Source organism: Catenulispora rubra, assembly GCF_015356825.1.
Classification (GTDB): domain Bacteria; phylum Actinomycetota; class Actinomycetes; order Streptomycetales; family Catenulisporaceae; genus Catenulispora; species Catenulispora rubra.
Map to the genome: position 1 here is coordinate 19,059 of NZ_JAACYW010000107.1, position 14,831 is coordinate 33,889.

Annotated in this window: 18 protein-coding genes and 1 pseudogene; 11 read left to right on the plus strand and 8 right to left on the minus strand. The window is 70.6% G+C overall.

Going from position 1 to position 14,831, the window contains the following annotated elements; genetic code table 11:
- Nucleotides 1-5: 5 nt before the first annotated feature.
- Together GWK61_RS26675 and GWK61_RS26680 are read left to right on the plus strand one after the other, a co-directional pair.
- Nucleotides 6-440 carry a MarR family winged helix-turn-helix transcriptional regulator gene (locus tag GWK61_RS26675; protein WP_194912447.1) on the plus strand — a complete coding sequence of 145 codons (435 nt, stop codon included), beginning with the start codon at nucleotides 6-8 and terminating at the stop codon, nucleotides 438-440.
- An 84-nt stretch (nucleotides 441-524) separates the two neighbouring features.
- The gene (locus tag GWK61_RS26680) at nucleotides 525-1,067 is read left to right on the plus strand and encodes a YbaK/EbsC family protein (RefSeq protein ID WP_194912452.1); all 543 of its coding nucleotides are present in this window, start codon (nucleotides 525-527) and stop codon (nucleotides 1,065-1,067) included.
- A gap of 125 nt (nucleotides 1,068-1,192) precedes the next feature.
- Here the strand turns inward: GWK61_RS26680 and GWK61_RS26685 are convergent, their stop codons facing one another.
- Nucleotides 1,193-2,443 carry an MFS transporter gene (locus tag GWK61_RS26685; RefSeq protein WP_194912453.1) on the minus strand — a complete coding sequence of 417 codons (1,251 nt, stop codon included), beginning with the start codon at nucleotides 2,441-2,443 and terminating at the stop codon, nucleotides 1,193-1,195.
- A gap of 95 nt (nucleotides 2,444-2,538) precedes the next feature.
- On the opposite strand from GWK61_RS26685, the gene GWK61_RS26690 reads away from it, so the two are divergent.
- Nucleotides 2,539-3,483, plus strand: coding sequence for an AraC family transcriptional regulator (locus tag GWK61_RS26690; RefSeq protein ID WP_194912455.1), 945 nt, complete (start codon nucleotides 2,539-2,541; stop codon nucleotides 3,481-3,483).
- Nucleotides 3,484-3,643: 160 nt separating this feature from the next.
- Here GWK61_RS26690 and GWK61_RS26695 read toward each other — a convergent pair whose 3' ends face one another.
- Complete coding sequence (locus tag GWK61_RS26695) at nucleotides 3,644-3,850, minus strand: hypothetical protein (protein ID WP_194912456.1); 207 nt, start codon at nucleotides 3,848-3,850, stop codon at nucleotides 3,644-3,646.
- 68 nt (nucleotides 3,851-3,918) lie between these two features.
- Between GWK61_RS26695 and GWK61_RS26700 the strand changes: the two genes are divergently transcribed.
- The gene (locus GWK61_RS26700) at nucleotides 3,919-4,518 is read left to right on the plus strand and encodes a TetR/AcrR family transcriptional regulator (protein WP_194912458.1); all 600 of its coding nucleotides are present in this window, start codon (nucleotides 3,919-3,921) and stop codon (nucleotides 4,516-4,518) included.
- Nucleotide 4,519: 1 nt separating this feature from the next.
- Here GWK61_RS26700 and GWK61_RS26705 read toward each other — a convergent pair whose 3' ends face one another.
- The 3 genes from GWK61_RS26705 to GWK61_RS26715 all read right to left on the minus strand — a co-directional run bounded on the left by GWK61_RS26705 (nucleotide 4,520) and on the right by GWK61_RS26715 (nucleotide 6,978).
- On the minus strand, nucleotides 4,520-5,182 hold the full coding sequence (locus GWK61_RS26705; RefSeq protein ID WP_194912460.1) for a hypothetical protein: 663 nt from the start codon (nucleotides 5,180-5,182) through the stop codon (nucleotides 4,520-4,522).
- 144 nt (nucleotides 5,183-5,326) lie between these two features.
- Nucleotides 5,327-5,614 carry a hypothetical protein gene (locus GWK61_RS26710; protein ID WP_194912461.1) on the minus strand — a complete coding sequence of 96 codons (288 nt, stop codon included), beginning with the start codon at nucleotides 5,612-5,614 and terminating at the stop codon, nucleotides 5,327-5,329.
- 56 nt (nucleotides 5,615-5,670) lie between these two features.
- On the minus strand, nucleotides 5,671-6,978 hold the full coding sequence (locus GWK61_RS26715) for an amidohydrolase family protein (protein ID WP_194912468.1): 1,308 nt from the start codon (nucleotides 6,976-6,978) through the stop codon (nucleotides 5,671-5,673).
- Nucleotides 6,979-7,042: 64 nt separating this feature from the next.
- Here GWK61_RS26715 and GWK61_RS26720 point away from each other — a divergent pair, with 64 nt between their 5' ends.
- Nucleotides 7,043-7,585 carry a MarR family winged helix-turn-helix transcriptional regulator gene (locus GWK61_RS26720; RefSeq protein ID WP_194912469.1) on the plus strand — a complete coding sequence of 181 codons (543 nt, stop codon included), beginning with the start codon at nucleotides 7,043-7,045 and terminating at the stop codon, nucleotides 7,583-7,585.
- Here the strand turns inward: GWK61_RS26720 and GWK61_RS26725 are convergent.
- Nucleotides 7,575-7,958: a winged helix-turn-helix transcriptional regulator gene (locus GWK61_RS26725; protein ID WP_323747766.1), complete on the minus strand. Its 384-nt coding sequence runs from the start codon at nucleotides 7,956-7,958 to the stop codon at nucleotides 7,575-7,577. The genes GWK61_RS26720 and GWK61_RS26725 overlap by 11 nt on opposite strands.
- Before the next feature lie 66 nt (nucleotides 7,959-8,024).
- Here GWK61_RS26725 and GWK61_RS26730 point away from each other — a divergent pair, with 66 nt between their 5' ends.
- From GWK61_RS26730 to GWK61_RS26750, 5 genes are all read left to right on the plus strand, one after another.
- A complete protein-coding gene (locus GWK61_RS26730; RefSeq protein WP_194912471.1) occupies nucleotides 8,025-8,963 on the plus strand; it encodes a zinc-binding dehydrogenase in 939 nt (312 codons plus the stop codon).
- Nucleotides 8,964-9,079: 116 nt separating this feature from the next.
- The gene (locus GWK61_RS26735) at nucleotides 9,080-9,553 is read left to right on the plus strand and encodes a DUF6542 domain-containing protein (RefSeq protein WP_194912473.1); all 474 of its coding nucleotides are present in this window, start codon (nucleotides 9,080-9,082) and stop codon (nucleotides 9,551-9,553) included.
- Nucleotides 9,546-11,255, plus strand: a complete 1,710-nt coding sequence (locus tag GWK61_RS26740; protein ID WP_194912474.1) for an LCP family protein — start codon at nucleotides 9,546-9,548, stop codon at nucleotides 11,253-11,255. Before GWK61_RS26735 ends, GWK61_RS26740 begins: the two co-directional genes overlap by 8 nt.
- Nucleotides 11,256-11,390: 135 nt before the next feature.
- The gene (locus GWK61_RS26745) at nucleotides 11,391-11,798 is read left to right on the plus strand and encodes a cell wall-binding repeat-containing protein (protein ID WP_323747767.1); all 408 of its coding nucleotides are present in this window, start codon (nucleotides 11,391-11,393) and stop codon (nucleotides 11,796-11,798) included.
- A gap of 281 nt (nucleotides 11,799-12,079) precedes the next feature.
- A complete protein-coding gene (locus GWK61_RS26750) occupies nucleotides 12,080-12,931 on the plus strand; it encodes a hypothetical protein (protein ID WP_194912477.1) in 852 nt (283 codons plus the stop codon).
- Nucleotides 12,932-12,939: 8 nt separating this feature from the next.
- On the opposite strand, the gene GWK61_RS26755 is transcribed toward GWK61_RS26750, so the two are convergent.
- On the minus strand, nucleotides 12,940-13,617 hold the full coding sequence (locus GWK61_RS26755) for a class I SAM-dependent methyltransferase (RefSeq protein WP_194912479.1): 678 nt from the start codon (nucleotides 13,615-13,617) through the stop codon (nucleotides 12,940-12,942).
- Between the two features lie 98 nt (nucleotides 13,618-13,715).
- Between GWK61_RS26755 and GWK61_RS56895 the strand changes: the two genes are divergently transcribed.
- Entirely contained in the window at nucleotides 13,716-14,288 is a 573-nt protein-coding gene (locus GWK61_RS56895; RefSeq protein ID WP_228562992.1) for a helix-turn-helix domain-containing protein, read from the plus strand.
- A gap of 26 nt (nucleotides 14,289-14,314) precedes the next feature.
- On the opposite strand, the pseudogene GWK61_RS60915 reads toward GWK61_RS56895, so the two are convergent.
- Nucleotides 14,315-14,798: pseudogene (locus tag GWK61_RS60915) on the minus strand (MmyB family transcriptional regulator).
- Between the last annotated feature and the right edge of the window lie 33 nt (nucleotides 14,799-14,831).

A 14,831-nucleotide genomic window follows, 5' to 3' on the forward strand; every position in this document is an offset into this window, starting at 1 on the left:
GCGCCATGGAGACCGAGTCCCTCCTTGAGCGAAGCCTCGTCGAACAGTGGCGAGAGCTCGTCGCGCGCAAAACCCGCGTGTGGAACGCCTTGGAGCTGGAGCTCGACCGGCAGCACGGGCTGTCGGCCAGCGAGTTCGAGGTGCTGGACACGCTGTCGGAGTACGACTGCGCCGAACCGCCCCGGGTGCAGGAGCTGGCCGCACACGTCCCGATCACACAGAGCGCGCTGTCGCGGATGATCGGCCGTCTGGAGACCCAGAACCTGGTCACGCGGACCCTGTGCAGCTCCGACCGGCGCGGCGTCTTCGTGGTGCTGACCGACGAGGGCATGCAGCGGCTGGCCGAGGCCCGACCCACGCACCGCGCGGTGCTGGCCGCCGAGCTGACCGCGACCGCCACCGCGAGCACGGCCGAGGCGCCGATCCCGGTTGTGCTGTAAGTCGCGCTGTAAGCCGTGCGGTAACCGGAACCCCGACCCCGAGCGGCCTCCGCGCCGCTCGGACCACCGGCGTAGATTCGGTCCATGCCCGCCGAAGCCGTAGTCCGCACCCCCGCCCTGGACCGCCCCGACCTGCTCGCGGTGCCGGTCGCGACCGCGCTGCGCGCGCTGCCGGCCCTCGCCCCGCTGGTCGAGGTGGCGCCGATCGACCCCGAGCTGGCCGACACCGAGGCGTTCTGCGCCGCGTACGGAGTGCTGCCCGAGGAGTCCGCGAACTGCGTGATCGTCGCAGCCCGCCGCGGCGAGCAGACCTCTTATGCCGCCTGCATGGTCCTGGCGACCACGAAGGCTGATGTCAACTCCCTGGTCCGCAAGCACCTCGGGGCGCGCAAGGCGTCCTTCGCCCCGATGGACACGGCCGTCGAGCTCAGCGGCATGGAGTACGGCGGCATCACGCCGATCGGCCTGCCCGCGGACTGGCCGATCCTGGTCGACGCGGCGGTGGCCGCGGCCCCGGTCGCGTGCATCGGCTCCGGGATCCGCGGATCGAAGCTGTGGCTGCCGGGTACCGCGATCGCCGGCCTGCCCGGCGCGCAGGTGCTCGAAGGGCTCGGCGTCGCACGCTGAAAGTCGTGCGCTGACGAGTCGCGCGCTGAAAATCAGACGGGTTCCGGACCGCCCCACGGTCCAGAACCCGTCTAACCACTACGACGCCGCGAGTACGACAAAGCGTTGCTGTCGAAAACCAACTTTCAGTTGTGCCGGCCGGTGATCGCGCCGACCGCCCACAACACCAGCGCCGCTCCGGAGAACGCGGCCCCGGTGAGGGCGACCGCGGTCCAGCCGCCGGCCGCGAACGCCGCGCCGGAAACCGCCGAACCGGCGACCCCGCCGAGGAACACCGCGGTCATGTAGGCGGTGGTGATCCGGCTCCGCGCCTCCGGACGCAGCCGCAGCGCGACAGCGAGGTTGGTGACGTGCGCGCCCTGGACCCCGAGGTCCAGCACCACGACGCCGGCCACCAGCGCGATCAGCCAGTGCCCGCCGTGCACGCCGAGCAGCAGCCAGGCGCCGAGCATCGTCGCGAACATCAGGCCGCTGACCAGGCCGTCCCGCCCGGAATCGGTGGCCCGGCCGGTCGCCTTCGCTGCCGCGGCACCGGCCGCCCCGGCCAGGCCGAGCAGGCCGATCGCCGCCTCGCCGAAGGAGTACGGCGGCCGCGCCAGCTGGAACGCGACCGACGTCCACAGCACCGAGAACGCCCCGAAGCCGAGGAAGCCGAACGCCATCCGCTGCCGCAGCACCGCCTCCTCGCGCACCAGCCGGACCACGCTGGCCAGCAGCGCGCCGTAGCCGAGGTGCTGGGACGGCGCGAGGTCGGGGAGCACCCGGTGCAGCACCACGGCCAGGCCCAGCGTCAGCACGGCGGCCGCCGCATAGACGGCGCGCCAGCCGGCGAGCTGCGCGAGCAGGCCGCCGGCGGTCCTCGACAGCAGGACCCCCATCAGCACGCCGCTCATCACCGACCCCGTCACCGCTCCGCGCTGCCGCGGCTCGGCCAGCGTCGCGGCGAACGGGACCAGCACCGGCCCGGCCACCGCCGCCGTGGACAGCACCGCCGCCGAGACCACCAGGACGGCGAACCCCGGCGCGGTGGCCGAGACGGCGAGCGCCGCCGCCGTCACCGCGAGCAGCCCGACGAGCAGCCGCCGCCGGTTGACGACGTCGGCCAGCGGGACCAGCAGCGCCAGCCCGACCGTGTAGCCGACCTGCCCGACGGTGGCCAGCAGCGAGGCGGTGCCGGGCCCGAGGCCGAAGGACTTCGCGATGGCGGTGAGCAGGGGCTGCGCGTAGTAGAGGTTCGCGACCGCGATCCCGGCCGCGGCGGAGAACAGGAGTGTCGTCTTCTTGGACAGGCCCGCGTCCGGGCCCAGGGGCCGGCGCGCCCGGGCCGGGCCCGACGCGGCGTCCGCCTTCGTCTGTTCGAGCCCTGTTGTCGTCATGCGATGAAAGTACGACGGCTTGGCGAGACGATGAATGGCTAAGAATCTTGATTCACTGTCTTATCGTCTCGCCGAACGGCGGCTACCGTGGCGTCATGGACATTCTCAGCGACGCCCTCGACGCGTTGCGCACCGGCCGTCCCTCGGTGGTGCGCACCGAGGCCCGCGCGCCGTGGGCCGTCCGCTTCCAGCCGGTCGCCGGGGCCGGGTTCCACGTGGTCGCGGAGGGCGGCTGCCATCTGGTGCCACCGGACGGCGAACCGCTGGCGCTCGGCGCCGGCGACATCATCTTCCTGCGGCGCGGCAGCGGCCACACCCTCTGCGACACGCCCGGCACCCCGGCGATCGACTTCGTGCCGGACAAGGTCGGCGCGGGCTCGCCGATCGGCCGCTTCACCGTGCCCGGCGACGGCGCCGCCGCGGTGCTGGTGTGCGGCGCGTACCCGCTGGACGTCGAGCGCCGGCATCCGGTCCTCGGCGACCTGCCGGACGTGATCCACCTGCTCGCCCGCCCCGGCCGGCATCCCGCGCTGCGCTCGGCGGTCGAGCAGCTCTGCGCGGAGATCCAGGCGCCGCAGCCCGGTTCGGACACGGTCGTCGCGACGCTGGTCGACCTGCTTCTCCTCTATATCCTGCGGTCCTGGTATGCCGAGCAGCCGGACCAGCGCGCCCGCGGCTGGGCCGCCGCCCTCGACGACCCGGTAGTCGCCCCGGCCCTCCAGGCCATCCACGACGACCCCGGCCATCCCTGGACCGTAGAGTCGTTGGGCGAGCGCGCGGGGCTGTCGCGCGCCGCGTTCGCCCGCCGCTTCGCGACCGTCGTGGGCGAGCCGCCGCTGGCCTACCTCACCGACTGGCGCATGGTCACGGCGGCCCGGATGCTGCGGCAGTCGGGCGATCCGCTGGCGGCGATCGCCGAGCGCAACGGCTACACGTCGGAGTTCGCGTTCGCAAAGGCTTTTAAGCGGCGGTTCGGCATGCCGCCCGGTGCCTATCGCAAAGAGCTGCGGCAGGCCGCGGCCCCGGGCGCGAGTCAGTGATCTGAGGCGTTCGCCACACTGCGGATATGCCGAGGAATGTTGCGGCAGAGGAGCCTGTTTCTCCACCATGGACGGGCCGGGATTCAACAACCGGCCCAATAGACCGGACCCACCACCGTGGGGACCGGTCCGCCGACCGCCGGGCCGGCCGACCCCGCCATCATCGGGGCCGGTCGGCCCGGTGTCGTGGGAGCCGCAGAAGCTCGATCACGACGAAGCTGATGATCAGCACCACGAAGAACAGGCCGATCGTCGCCAGGCTCCCGACCCGCGACGGCGGGAACAGGATCTGGCGCACCACGTTCAGGCCGCCGACCACGAGCACGTAGAGCCACCAGGGTCCCCGTCGAGTCCATCCGCCGTCCATGGCTGCCTCCCGTTTTTTAGCACAGCGGTATCAAAAACAATCTAACACACGTGTGTGAGAATGGCGCCGTGCCGAAAGTCGTCGACCACGAGCTCCGCCGCGCCGAGCTCAGCGAGGCCCTGTGGCGGGTCGCGCTGCGGGACGGCTTCGACGCGGTGACGGTGCGCTCGGTCGCGCAGGAGGCCGGCTGGTCGGCCGGGGCGCTGCGGCACTACTTCCCGGACAAGGCGGAGATGGTCCTGTTCGCCGTGGACCTGATCGTCGGCATGGCGCAGGACCGGGTCCGCGAGCTGCACGAGGGCGGCGGCAAGGTGCCTACGCCGGAGGTGCTGCAGGAGCACCTGGAGCAGCTGCTGCCGCTGGACCCGCCGCGGCGGGCGGAATCCGAGGTCTGGTTCGCCCTGGTCACGCTGGCCCGGTCCGACCTCCGCCTGGCCCGGCGGCGGCAGGAGATCGACGACGCGATCAGGGGCTCGGTGGACAGCGTCGTGATGGTGCTGGACCGGATCGGGCGGCTCGGGCCCGGCCGGGATCAGGCCCTGGAGTCCCGGCGGCTGCACGCGCTGCTGGACGGACTGGTGATCCAGCTGACGGCCGATCCGCCCCGGCTGACGGTGGACGAGGCCCGGACGGTCATGGCCGGGCACCTGGCGGACCTGGCCCGGTAGCTCACCAGTTGAGCAGCTCCGCCAGCCCGCCGAGGAACTCGAAGAACGACCGGATGGTCTTGTTCAGCCCGATCCAGTACTGGCCGGTCCACAGCGGCGGGAACTTGGGGTACAGCGGCTGGAACAGGCGGAACTTCGACCGGCCCGATGCCAGGACCTTCACTCCCGAGTACCAGATGAGGCCGAGGCCGCAGAACACCAAGTGCAGGACCAGCGCGACCGGGGTCAGGACCCAGCAGAGGGTCCAGTAGAGGCCGTACAACACGAATGCGACGGCTATGAGGGGGCTGAAGAGGATGACGAGGAAGTACCACCAGAAGCCGTGCTTCTTCTTCGGCTTCGGCCCTGCCGGGGCTTGGCTCTGGTCCGGACCCTGCGGCGGCTGGCCGGGGAACTGCTGCCCTGGGTACTGCTGGCCCGAGAATTGTTGTCCCGGGTACTGCTGCCCCTGATACGGCTGACCGGCAGGCTGGCCGCCGGGCTGCTGGCCGGGATACTGCTGCGGCGGGACCTGGGGATACTGCTGCTGCGGATACGGCTGCGGCGCCCCGTACTGCTGCGGCGGGTACGGCTGCTGCGGGTATGGGTTCGCATAGGGCTGCTGCGGCTGCTGCTGGTTCGGCTGACCGTAGTACGGCTGACCGCTATTAGGCTGCTCGGTCATCGGTTCCCTCCCCGTACGTCTGACAAGCAGCTGACAGAGTACCGTCAGCTCCTCTTATTTCCACGGGGCGTTCAACTGTCCAACAGCGTTCAACCGGCGGTGCCGGCGACCCTCGGCCGCCGACGCCGCGTCGGATCCGGCCTGCTACTGCTTCTGCTGCAGCGGCTTCGCCAGATCGGTGTCCATCTGCCGGAAGTTCTCCGCCGAGTTCTTCAGCATGTCGGACAAGGCCTTCAGCGATCCGTCGATCTCCGACCGGCCGTCCTTCCATCCCGACGCGAACGAGTGCAGCGCGTTTTCGACCTCCGCCGCGCCCATCTGTCCGTCGTACTGGTGCATCCAGTCGCGCGCGGCGTTCATCCGTGTCCTGATGGACTCCAACTGGCCGCCGAAGGTGTCCAGCGCGTCGACGTCAACGGCAAGATCCGGCATTGCACGTCCCCCTCGTGTTCAACCCACCACGTCGATGACGAGTGTATAAGCCGACTTCACCGCGCGATACGGTGCGCGGCGGCCAGCAGGGCTTCGTGCGCCGCCGGAAGACCTCCGGCGACCAGCGCCCCGGCCCGCTTCACCACCCGACCGTCCACAATCACGGTGTCGACGTTACCCGGGTGCGCCGACGAGACGACCGTGCCGACCGGGTCGTGGTGCAGCGGCAGCAGGTTCGGCGCGTCGGCGCGGAGCAGCACCAGGTCGGCCCGCTTGCCGGGACGCAGCGAGCCGATCCGCCCGGCCAGGCCGAGGATCTCGGCCCCGCCGAGGGTCGCGGCCCGCAGCACGTCGGCCGGCGAGGGCCGCGAGCCCTCGCCCAGGTAGCCGGTGACCAGGGCGGCGCGCATCAGCGTGAACATGTCGCCGGCGGTGGCGGTGACCACGTCGACGCCAAGGCCGTAGCCGATCCCCGCGGCCCGGAGCCGTCCGATCATCGGCGCGCCGTGGCCCATCTGCGCTTCGACGGCCGGGGCGATCGCCACCGAGCCGCCCGAGGACGCGATCCGCCGCAGTTCCTCGTCCGGCAGGGAGTTGGCGTGGACGTAGACCGTGCCGGCGGTGAGCAGGCCCTCGCGTTCCAGAGTGGCGATCGGGCGCTCGGCGACCGGTCCGGCGCCGACGTGGACTGCGATCGGCAGCTCCAGCTCCCGCGCCAGTTTCCAGTCCTCGCGCACCGATTCGATCGGCGAGTACGAGGGGCCCATCGGCGACAGCGCCATGGTCAGCAAGCCGCCGTCGTCGGATGGGAAGTAGCGCTCGCGGACGCGGCGGATGTCGGCGAGGTCCCGGGACGTGCTGAAGACCGGGAAGCCGTAGCCGAACACCGCGCGGATGCCCGACGCTTCGAGAGCTGACACGGCCGCGTCGGCGTGGTCCGGAGACCGCATCGCGTGCGCGTAGTCCTGCACCGTGGTGACCCCGGCGTCGAGGCATTCGAGGGCGCCGAAGTAGGCGCTCGCGCGGAGGTCGTCCGGCGTGAACCGCGGTCCGAGCCGACCCGCGACCAGCTCCAGATAGCCGCCGAGGTCAGTCTCGGTGGTCAGCGCCCGCAGCGCGGTCAACCACAGGTGACGGTGAGTGTCGACGAAGCCGGGCAAGACCACGCGGTCCGAGGCGTCTATGACCTCGGCGGCCCCGGCCGGCAGACCGACGCCGACCTCGACGATGCGGCCGTCCTCGATCAGCAGGTCGACGCCGGAGCGCACGGTCGGGACGGCGGAAGCGGGCGGTCCGGACGGAGCGGCGTCGTCGAAGTCGATGAGGCACGCGATACCGGAGACGAGCAGGCGGGAAGCACCCATGAGAAATCCCCTCCAAAGAAAGCTTTATTAAAAGCTATCTGAGAAGGGGTCTACGCTGTCAAGCGTGACGAGCCCTCCCGACCGCGCCGAGCAGCTCATCGCCGCGTGGCGCGCTGAGCTGCCGGAGGTCCTGGGCCCGACCACCGAGCTCACCAAGCGCGTCCTCATCCTGGCCGGCCGCCTGGACGCGGCCACCCGCGCCGAGCTGCCGGCCCTGGGCCTCACGGTCGCGGCCTACGACGTCCTGCTCTCCCTCCGGCGTGCCGGGGCGCCCTACCGCCTCCGCTCCAACGAGCTGACCCAGGACCTCATGCTCAGCACCGGCGGCACCAGCAACGTCATCAACCGGCTGGCCGCCGACGGCCTGGTCCACCGCGAACCGGACCCCGCCGACGGCCGCAGCACCCTGGTCCGCCTCACCCCCGAGGGCGTGAAGCTCGCCGAGCGCGCGGTCCGGGCCACCAGCGCGGCGCACGAGGCGGTGTTCGCCGGGCTGCCGTCCGAGGTCATCGAGGCTGCAACCCGGGCGCTGCGCGCGATCCCCGCCACGCCGCCGGCCGCTGTGGTTCCGCCGGCGGCCGCGCGCGTGCGCCACGTCAGGAACTGAGCGCGCGCCGGTCGTACACGCCCCGCGCCGCGTCGATCTCCTCGATGTTGGCGTAGGCCCAGGCCCGCACCTGCTGCACCGTGGCCAGCAGGCTGGCTCCGAGCCGGGTCAGCGTGTACTCGACGGTCACCGGCACGGTCGGGAACACCTCGCGGGTGACCAGTCCGTCGCGCTCCAGGGCCCGCAGGGTCTGGGTCAGCATCTTCTGGCTGACGCCCTCGACCTTCCGTTTCAGCTCCGAGAAGCGCAGGGTCCCGTCCTCCAGCGCCATCAGGACGATGCCGGTCCAGCGGTCCGAGATCCGCTCGAAGATCTGCCGGGACGGACAGCCCTTTTCGAAGAGGTTCCAGGCCTGTACCTCGATGGTTTCCACCAGGTACCTATACAACCGGCGAGTGCCTTCTTTCAATGGGAGAGCTGGCTGCCTACCGTCGGAGACATGAAAGCTGTCATCGCCACCGGCCTGAACACGCTGGCCGACTCCCTGGAAATCACCGACGTCCCCGAGCCCGAACCGCAGGCCGACGAAGCCGTGGTCGCGGTCGAAGCCTTCTCCGTCAACCGCGGCGAGGCCCTGTTCCTGACCGGTGGCTACGGCCGCCCCGCGGACAAGGGCTGGCGTCCCGGCCAGGACATCGCCGGCGTGGTGGTCCGGGCCGCCGCCGACGGCTCCGGTCCGGCCGTCGGCACCCGCGTCGTCGGCCACCCGGAGGGCACCGGCTGGGCCGAGCGGGTCGCGGTCCCGACCGGCAGGCTCGCCGAGCTGCCCGACGCCGTCTCCGCCACGACCGCGGCCGCCCTCCCGCTCGCCGGGCTCACGGCGCTGCGGCTGGTCCGGGCGGCCGGCGACATCGTGGGGCGCCGAGCGCTGGTCACGGCCGCGGCCGGCGGCGTCGGCTTCTTCCTGACCGAGCTGCTGGCCGGCGCGGGGGCCGAGATCGTCGCGGTGACGTCGAACGACACCCGGGCGGTCCGGCTGCGGGAATTCGGCGCCGCGCAGGTGGTGAAGCGCGCCGCCGACGCCGGAGGCCGGTACGACCTGGTCTTCGAATCCGTCGGCGGCCAGGAGTTCGCCGACGCGGTCGGCAAGGCCGCGCCCGGCGCCACGGTGCTCTGGTACGGCCAGGCCGGCCTGAAGGCGCCGACCCTGGACTTCTTCAGCCTGATGGCCTCGACCCCGCTGACCGTCAAGCACTTCCCGCACTGGATCTCGCCGGTCACCGACGGCCAGGACATCGCCACCCTGGTCCGCCTGGTCGGCGCGGGCCGTCTGCATCCCGAGGTCGGGCGCGTCGCCGACTGGGCCGACACCGCGCAGGCCGTCGTCGACGTCTACGAGCGCCGGGTGCAGGGCAACGCGGTGCTCACGATCGACTGACTCCGGTCCGTGACCGCCCGGCCAGATCGTCACGAATTCGTCTCAGCAGGGAACCACCCCGAACATCCATGCGTCCCCCACAAGGGAGAAACCTCAGCACAGACGGGGGACAAGACATGGCGGGGCTCGACGAACGCGCACGGGCGGGGCTGACAGCCCTGGTCGCCGTGGGCATCCCGGTCGCGGCGGGGATCGCGGCCGGGATGCGCGGCAACGGCGACGGCCCGGTGTTCCAGGCCGGAGCGGTCCTCGGCGCGTGCGCCGCGACGTTGTCGGCGACCCGCCGCGGGCTGTGGTGGCTGGTGCCGGCGCAGCCGATGATCGTGGTGCCCGCCGCCGTCCTGGGGATGCTGCTGTCCGAGCCGAGCGGGACCAACCGCACGAAGATGGGCACGGACGCCGTGAGCGCGCTGCACCATGCTTTCGTCATCACGCTGGTGACGCTGGGGGTTGTTCTGGTCGTGGCGCTGCTGAAGGCGGCTGTCGGCCGGGGCGGGGAGCCGGGGTCGGCGGCCCCGGCGTCGCAGGGTGCGGTGGCCGAGGGTGCCGTGGCCGAGGGTGCTCGCCAGGCTGGGGCGCACCGTGGCTAAGAGAGGGAAAGTCGAGAAGGCTGAGCAGGCGGGCACTGCGGTGCGCCGGACCCCGCCGGCGGTCATCGCCGCGCGCAGCGCCTTCGCCCTGGCCGGGGCGGCTGTACTGGCCAGCTCGGGCGTGGCCTGGTACGGCGTGCACAAGCTGGACAGCGGGGTGCAGACCGTGGACACCAGCCAGGTGCACCTGTCCCACGGCGCGCCGGCGCCCAAGCACACCGGTCTGGACAAGTCGGTCAACGTCCTGCTGGTCGGCCTGGACTCGCGGTACGCAATGAACGGCGACCCGCTGCCGGACAGCGTCGTGCACGACGAGCTGCACGCCGGCTCCGCCTCCGACCTGCTCGGCGGCCAGAACGCCAACAGCGAGATCATCCTGCACATCCCGGCGAACAACGGCACGCCGACCGCGGTGTCGATACCGCGCGACGACTGGGTCGACGCCCAGGACGGCGACGGCAACTCGATGGGCACGATGAAGGTGAAGGAGGCCTACGGCAACGCCTACTACTACGCGACGCAGAAGGCCTCGGCGAACGGCACCACCGACGTCCACCAGCTCGCGAAGATCGGCCACGCCGCCGGGATCAAGGCCCAGATCGCCACCCTGGAAACGCTGCTGAACATCCCGATCGACCACTTCGCCGAGGTGAACCTGATGGGGTTCTACGACGTCGCCGGCGACGTCGGCCCGGTCCAGGTCTGCCTGAAGCGCCCGACCAAGGACGAGAACTCCGGCGCGGACTTCCCGGCGGGCGTCTTCACCCTCCAGACCCAGACGCAGGCGATGGCCTTCGTCCGCGAGCGCGAGGACCTGCCCAACGGCGACCTGGACCGCACGCACCGGCAGCAGGCCTACATCACCGCGGTGCTGAAGAAGCTCAAGGACCAGGGCATCCTCAGCGACCTGTCGAAGATGGACAGCCTGATCGGCACCGCCGAGAAGGACGTCATCATCGACAGCGGCTGGGATCTGCTGGACTTCGCCGGCAACGCCTCCAGCCTGTCCGACAGCAGCACCTCCTTCCGCACCGCCCCGATCGTCACCGACTCGGAGTGGAAGTGGATCGGCAAGAACCACGAGGTCGGCAACGGCATCGACATCCCGACGGTCCAGGCCTTCGTGAAGAACGCCTTCGCCGGCAGCGACGCCACCGCCCCGGCCGCCACGACCCCGGTCATCTCACCGACCCCGACCCCCACCTCCAGCGCGACCAGCACGCCGCCCCCGCACGTCACCGGCACCGCCGTGGTGTTCAACGCCTCCGGCGTGAACAACGTGGCCACCAAGGAGTCCACGGCCCTGACCGCGCTCGGCCTGACCGCCTCGGTCGGCAACAACATCCGGCCCTACCACCAGCACACGACGGTGCTGTACGGAAGCGGCGCCTCGGCGGCCGCCCAGGCCGTCGCCGCGCAGCTCGGCGGCGTGACCCCGACCGCCAGCGACTCGCTGAACGCCGGCGCGATCCAGGTCTTCATCGGCACGGACAAGGGCGACTCGATCGCCGCCGGGACGATCGGGACGGTTCCGACGACGCCGGGGACGTCGGGGACGTCGGGTTCCACGGGCTCGACGTCGAGCAGTTCGGCGACGTCGTCGGCTTCGGCGACAGCGACCGATTCCGGGAACGGCGAGAACGGCGGGACCATCGCCGGGAACAGCCCAGATTCGCAGAACGGGATTCCCTGCATCAACTGATCCCCATCGCAACCTGCGTATAGACACTTTGTGTGTCCCCTGAATACGCAGGTTGCGGGACCCGTCGCGGTACGCCAAGCCGGAAGATCCCCTCAAGTCCATCAACAGGGGGATCCATGTCTCGACGCAGGTCCCGTGTGCTCGCCTGGGTCGACAGCACGGCCTGCTGGAGCGATTCCAACGCCGACGGCTCCAACGCTGGTCGCCACCGGTGTCGACTACCCGGACGCGCTGGCGGCCGGTGTCGCGGCCGGGCAGGAGCGCTACACCGGGCCGGGCGAGTCCAACGGCCTCAACGGCGGCGTGGTGGTGGTGCTCACCGATGGCACGTCCATGCCCAAGGAGACCGCCGACTACCTGAAGCAGATCGACCCGCACGTCCACCACGTCTACGCGGTCGGCGGCCAGGCGGTGAAGGCGGTCGCGGCGGCGCTCCCGTCCTGGACCGGCGTCACGCCGCTGGCCGGCGCGATCGCGAACAACACGTTCGGGGCCGGCGCTTGGGACTCGGCGGTCGACCGGGATGCTCCGGCGCTGCCGTAGTCGCTGCCGTGACTGTGCTGCCGTAGTCGATGAGTCGATTCGTCGAGTAATCGACGCATACTGAGACGCCGAAGGCGCGCTCGGACGATCCCCACAGGATCGCTCCGGGTGCGCCTTCGGCGTTCTGCCGCATACAGCGACCTGGGGCGAATCCGGGTGTTTACAGAGTTAGGAAACTTAACTAACCTCAATTGATATCAGATGTATGAGACACCACGCAGCCCTCGCGCGAACCCGCCGTGAAGCCTCCCCCCACCCTTGAACTGGAAGGAATCGCGATCATGACAGACCCCACCCGACGTCCCGCGATCGTGAGCAGACGTACAGTCATCCGATCCCTGGCGGTCACTTCGATCGCAGCACCGGTCACACTCACCGCGCTGGGCGAAGCGTCCGCCTGGGGCGCCGGCTCGCGCCCCGCGGCGACGCCGCTCTGGCATCCGGTCCCGGCCGTGGACAAGCTCAACGCGTTCGAGGGCGTCGAGGCCGACCGGGGCCACCGGCACCCGGACCGCACGTACGTCCTGGTCGAGAACGCCGACCACTACCGGATCAACATCTGGCACGACGATCTCGACACCACCGGCTCGAACGACCGGCAGCGCACCGAGGTCAAGGGCATGGTGCAGAACGGCACGGCCTTCAAGATGCTGAACGGCCAGACCTGGCAGATCAACTACGCCATGTACATGCCCTCGACGCTGCACGGCACGAGCCGCTTCACGCACATCTTCCAGACCAAGTCCGTCAACCCCGACGCAGGCCCCTGGTGCACCCTCGACCTCACCCGCGGCTCCGGCGGCACGGAGATGATCAACGCACGGGCGTACGGCACTCCCGGCGCGCCTGACATCGCCGCCGGCCGCCTCGCGCCGCTCCGGGACCGGTGGGTCACAGTGCAGTGGACTCTGACCATCGGCCAGCGGGGCGCGGCCACGTTCGCGCTGCTCAACGGGACCGACCCGAGTTCTCCCGTGTACATGAAGGGCAGCGAGAAGAACGTGGTCATCCCCGCGAACACCTCGTACGTGCGGCCCAAGTGGGGCATCTATCGCTCGATCGAGAGCGCGCCCTCGGACATCATCGACACGTACATCCTGTTCAAGAACTACACCGCGACCCGGTTGTCCTAGTTCTAGCTTCAGACCTGGTCCTGGTCCTGGTCCTGGTCCGACGTCGCGACGCGCCGCACCACGATAATGTTCTCAGTGACCGTCGCCGTCTGCCCCTGCGGATTGGTGGCCGTGCGCTGCGGCGCGTCACACCGCTCGACGCGCCACCCCTCATCGAGTCGCAGCGACGCCACCATCTCCTGGGGCGTGGGGAACTGCACGTCCTGACCGGCCTGCCACGACCACGGCGCCACCGAAGCGTGCTCCACCACGATCAGCAGACCGTCCGGCGCCACCGCGCGCGCCGCCCGACGCAGCACCTCGGTGCGGGGGAATTCGAGCGGCGTGTGGAAGTACGTCGCGCAAACCAGGTCGAAGTCGCCCGCGGGGAAGCTCTCGGCCAGGTCGTGGCAGACCGGGTGGACCCGGTCGGCCACGCTCACGGCCCAGGCACACTCGGCGACGCGGTCCAGCGCGGTCTGTGAGACGTCGACGGCGGTGACGTCCCAGCCCTGGCCGGCGAGCCAGATCGCGTCGCCGCCGTGGCCGCATCCCAGGTCGAGTGCCGTGCCCGGGGTCGGGGCGAAGGTTGTGACGAGGTCTTTCAGCACCACGTTGGGCTTGGTGCCCCAGTTGGCGTTCAGCCGCGCGTAGTGCCTCTCCCAAAAGGTCGCGGAGTCGGTATCGGTATCGAGGTCGCTGTGCACGTGAGGTCTCCTTTTCGCAGCGTGGTCCGCCACCGACGACCTTGCGCCCCGTCCTGCCGAACTTGCAATCCTTCATGCCGTTTCAGCAATCTGGAGTCATGCCGAACACCAAGCAGCACATCCTGGACGCCGTCGGCCCGCGCCTGCGCGACCTGCGCCACCGCCGCGGAATGACTCTCGCCGAACTCGCCGAGCACACCGGCGTCAACGAGAGCACCCTGTCCCGCCTGGAGAACGGCACGCGCAAGCCGACCCTGGAGCTCCTGCTCCCCCTCGCCGAGGTCTACGCCGTCCCCCTCGACGACCTCGTCGGCGCACCCCGCACAGGCGACCCGCGCATCCACCTACGGCCGGTGATACGCCACGGCATGACCCACATCCCGCTCAGCCACCCGGGCGGCGTCCAGGCGCACAAGCTCCTCATCCCGCCGCGCCCCGACGCCGAGCCGGATCTGAAGACCCACGAGGGATTCGAGTGGCTCTACGTCATCGCCGGTCGGCTGCGCCTACTGCTCGGCGACCAGGACCTGGTGCTCAAGCCGGGCGAGGCCGCCGAGTTCGACACCCAGGTGCCGCACTGGCTCGGGGCCGACGGCGACCGGACTGTGGAGCTCCTGATCCTGTTCGGGAAGCAGGGGGAGCGCGCGCATCTCAAGGTGCGTACCACCTGACGCGTGCATAGCGACGCGCCAGACTGTTAGGAAACCTCCACCCGCGCCAGTCGGCTCAGTGCGCGAGCGCTGGGAGTGTCGGGGTCGGGCGTGATGAACACGATCTGCTGATCGGCATCGGCGATCGGGATCACGTCGCAGTTCACGCGCAACAGGCCGAGTTCCGGATGCACCATCGACTTGGTGCGGTGTCCGGGGAGGCGGACCTGCTTGCCGGCCCACAGGTCGCGGAACTCCGCACTGCCAGCGCTGAGCTGCGCCAGGAGGTCGCGAAGGTACTGGCTGCGGGGGTAACGGTCGGCGGAGGCGGGAGACGGCGATCTCGGCGAAGTCCTCGTGGCCGTCGGTGAGGACCTCTTCGCGGTCGAGGAAGCGGCGGCAGGCCAGGTTGGGGCGGGTGTCGAGGTCGCTGAAGAGGGCCTGGGCCAGGGGGTTGAAGGCCAGGACGTCGTAGGCGGCGGAAGTGACCAGACCTGCGGTCAGGGGGAGGCGTCGGAGCAGGTCCGTCACATGTGGCGTGACCTCGCGGGGCGGGTTCTCGGG

Excerpts from the sequence above, each read along its gene's own strand:
- GWK61_RS26675 (WP_194912447.1), top strand. The coding sequence starts at position 6 with ATGGAGACCGAGTCCCTCCTTGAGCGAAGCCTCGTCGAACAGTGGCGA.
- GWK61_RS26680 (WP_194912452.1), top strand. The coding sequence starts at position 525 with ATGCCCGCCGAAGCCGTAGTCCGCACCCCCGCCCTGGACCGCCCCGAC.
- GWK61_RS26685 (WP_194912453.1), bottom strand. The coding sequence starts at position 2,443 with ATGACGACAACAGGGCTCGAACAGACGAAGGCGGACGCCGCGTCGGGC.
- GWK61_RS26690 (WP_194912455.1), top strand. The coding sequence starts at position 2,539 with ATGGACATTCTCAGCGACGCCCTCGACGCGTTGCGCACCGGCCGTCCC.
- GWK61_RS26695 (WP_194912456.1), bottom strand. The coding sequence starts at position 3,850 with ATGGACGGCGGATGGACTCGACGGGGACCCTGGTGGCTCTACGTGCTC.
- GWK61_RS26705 (WP_194912460.1), bottom strand. The coding sequence starts at position 5,182 with ATGACCGAGCAGCCTAATAGCGGTCAGCCGTACTACGGTCAGCCGAAC.
- GWK61_RS26710 (WP_194912461.1), bottom strand. The coding sequence starts at position 5,614 with ATGCCGGATCTTGCCGTTGACGTCGACGCGCTGGACACCTTCGGCGGC.
- GWK61_RS26715 (WP_194912468.1), bottom strand. The coding sequence starts at position 6,978 with ATGGGTGCTTCCCGCCTGCTCGTCTCCGGTATCGCGTGCCTCATCGAC.
- GWK61_RS26730 (WP_194912471.1), top strand. The coding sequence starts at position 8,025 with ATGAAAGCTGTCATCGCCACCGGCCTGAACACGCTGGCCGACTCCCTG.
- GWK61_RS26735 (WP_194912473.1), top strand. The coding sequence starts at position 9,080 with ATGGCGGGGCTCGACGAACGCGCACGGGCGGGGCTGACAGCCCTGGTC.
- GWK61_RS26750 (WP_194912477.1), top strand. The coding sequence starts at position 12,080 with ATGACAGACCCCACCCGACGTCCCGCGATCGTGAGCAGACGTACAGTC.
- GWK61_RS56895 (WP_228562992.1), top strand. The coding sequence starts at position 13,716 with ATGCCGAACACCAAGCAGCACATCCTGGACGCCGTCGGCCCGCGCCTG.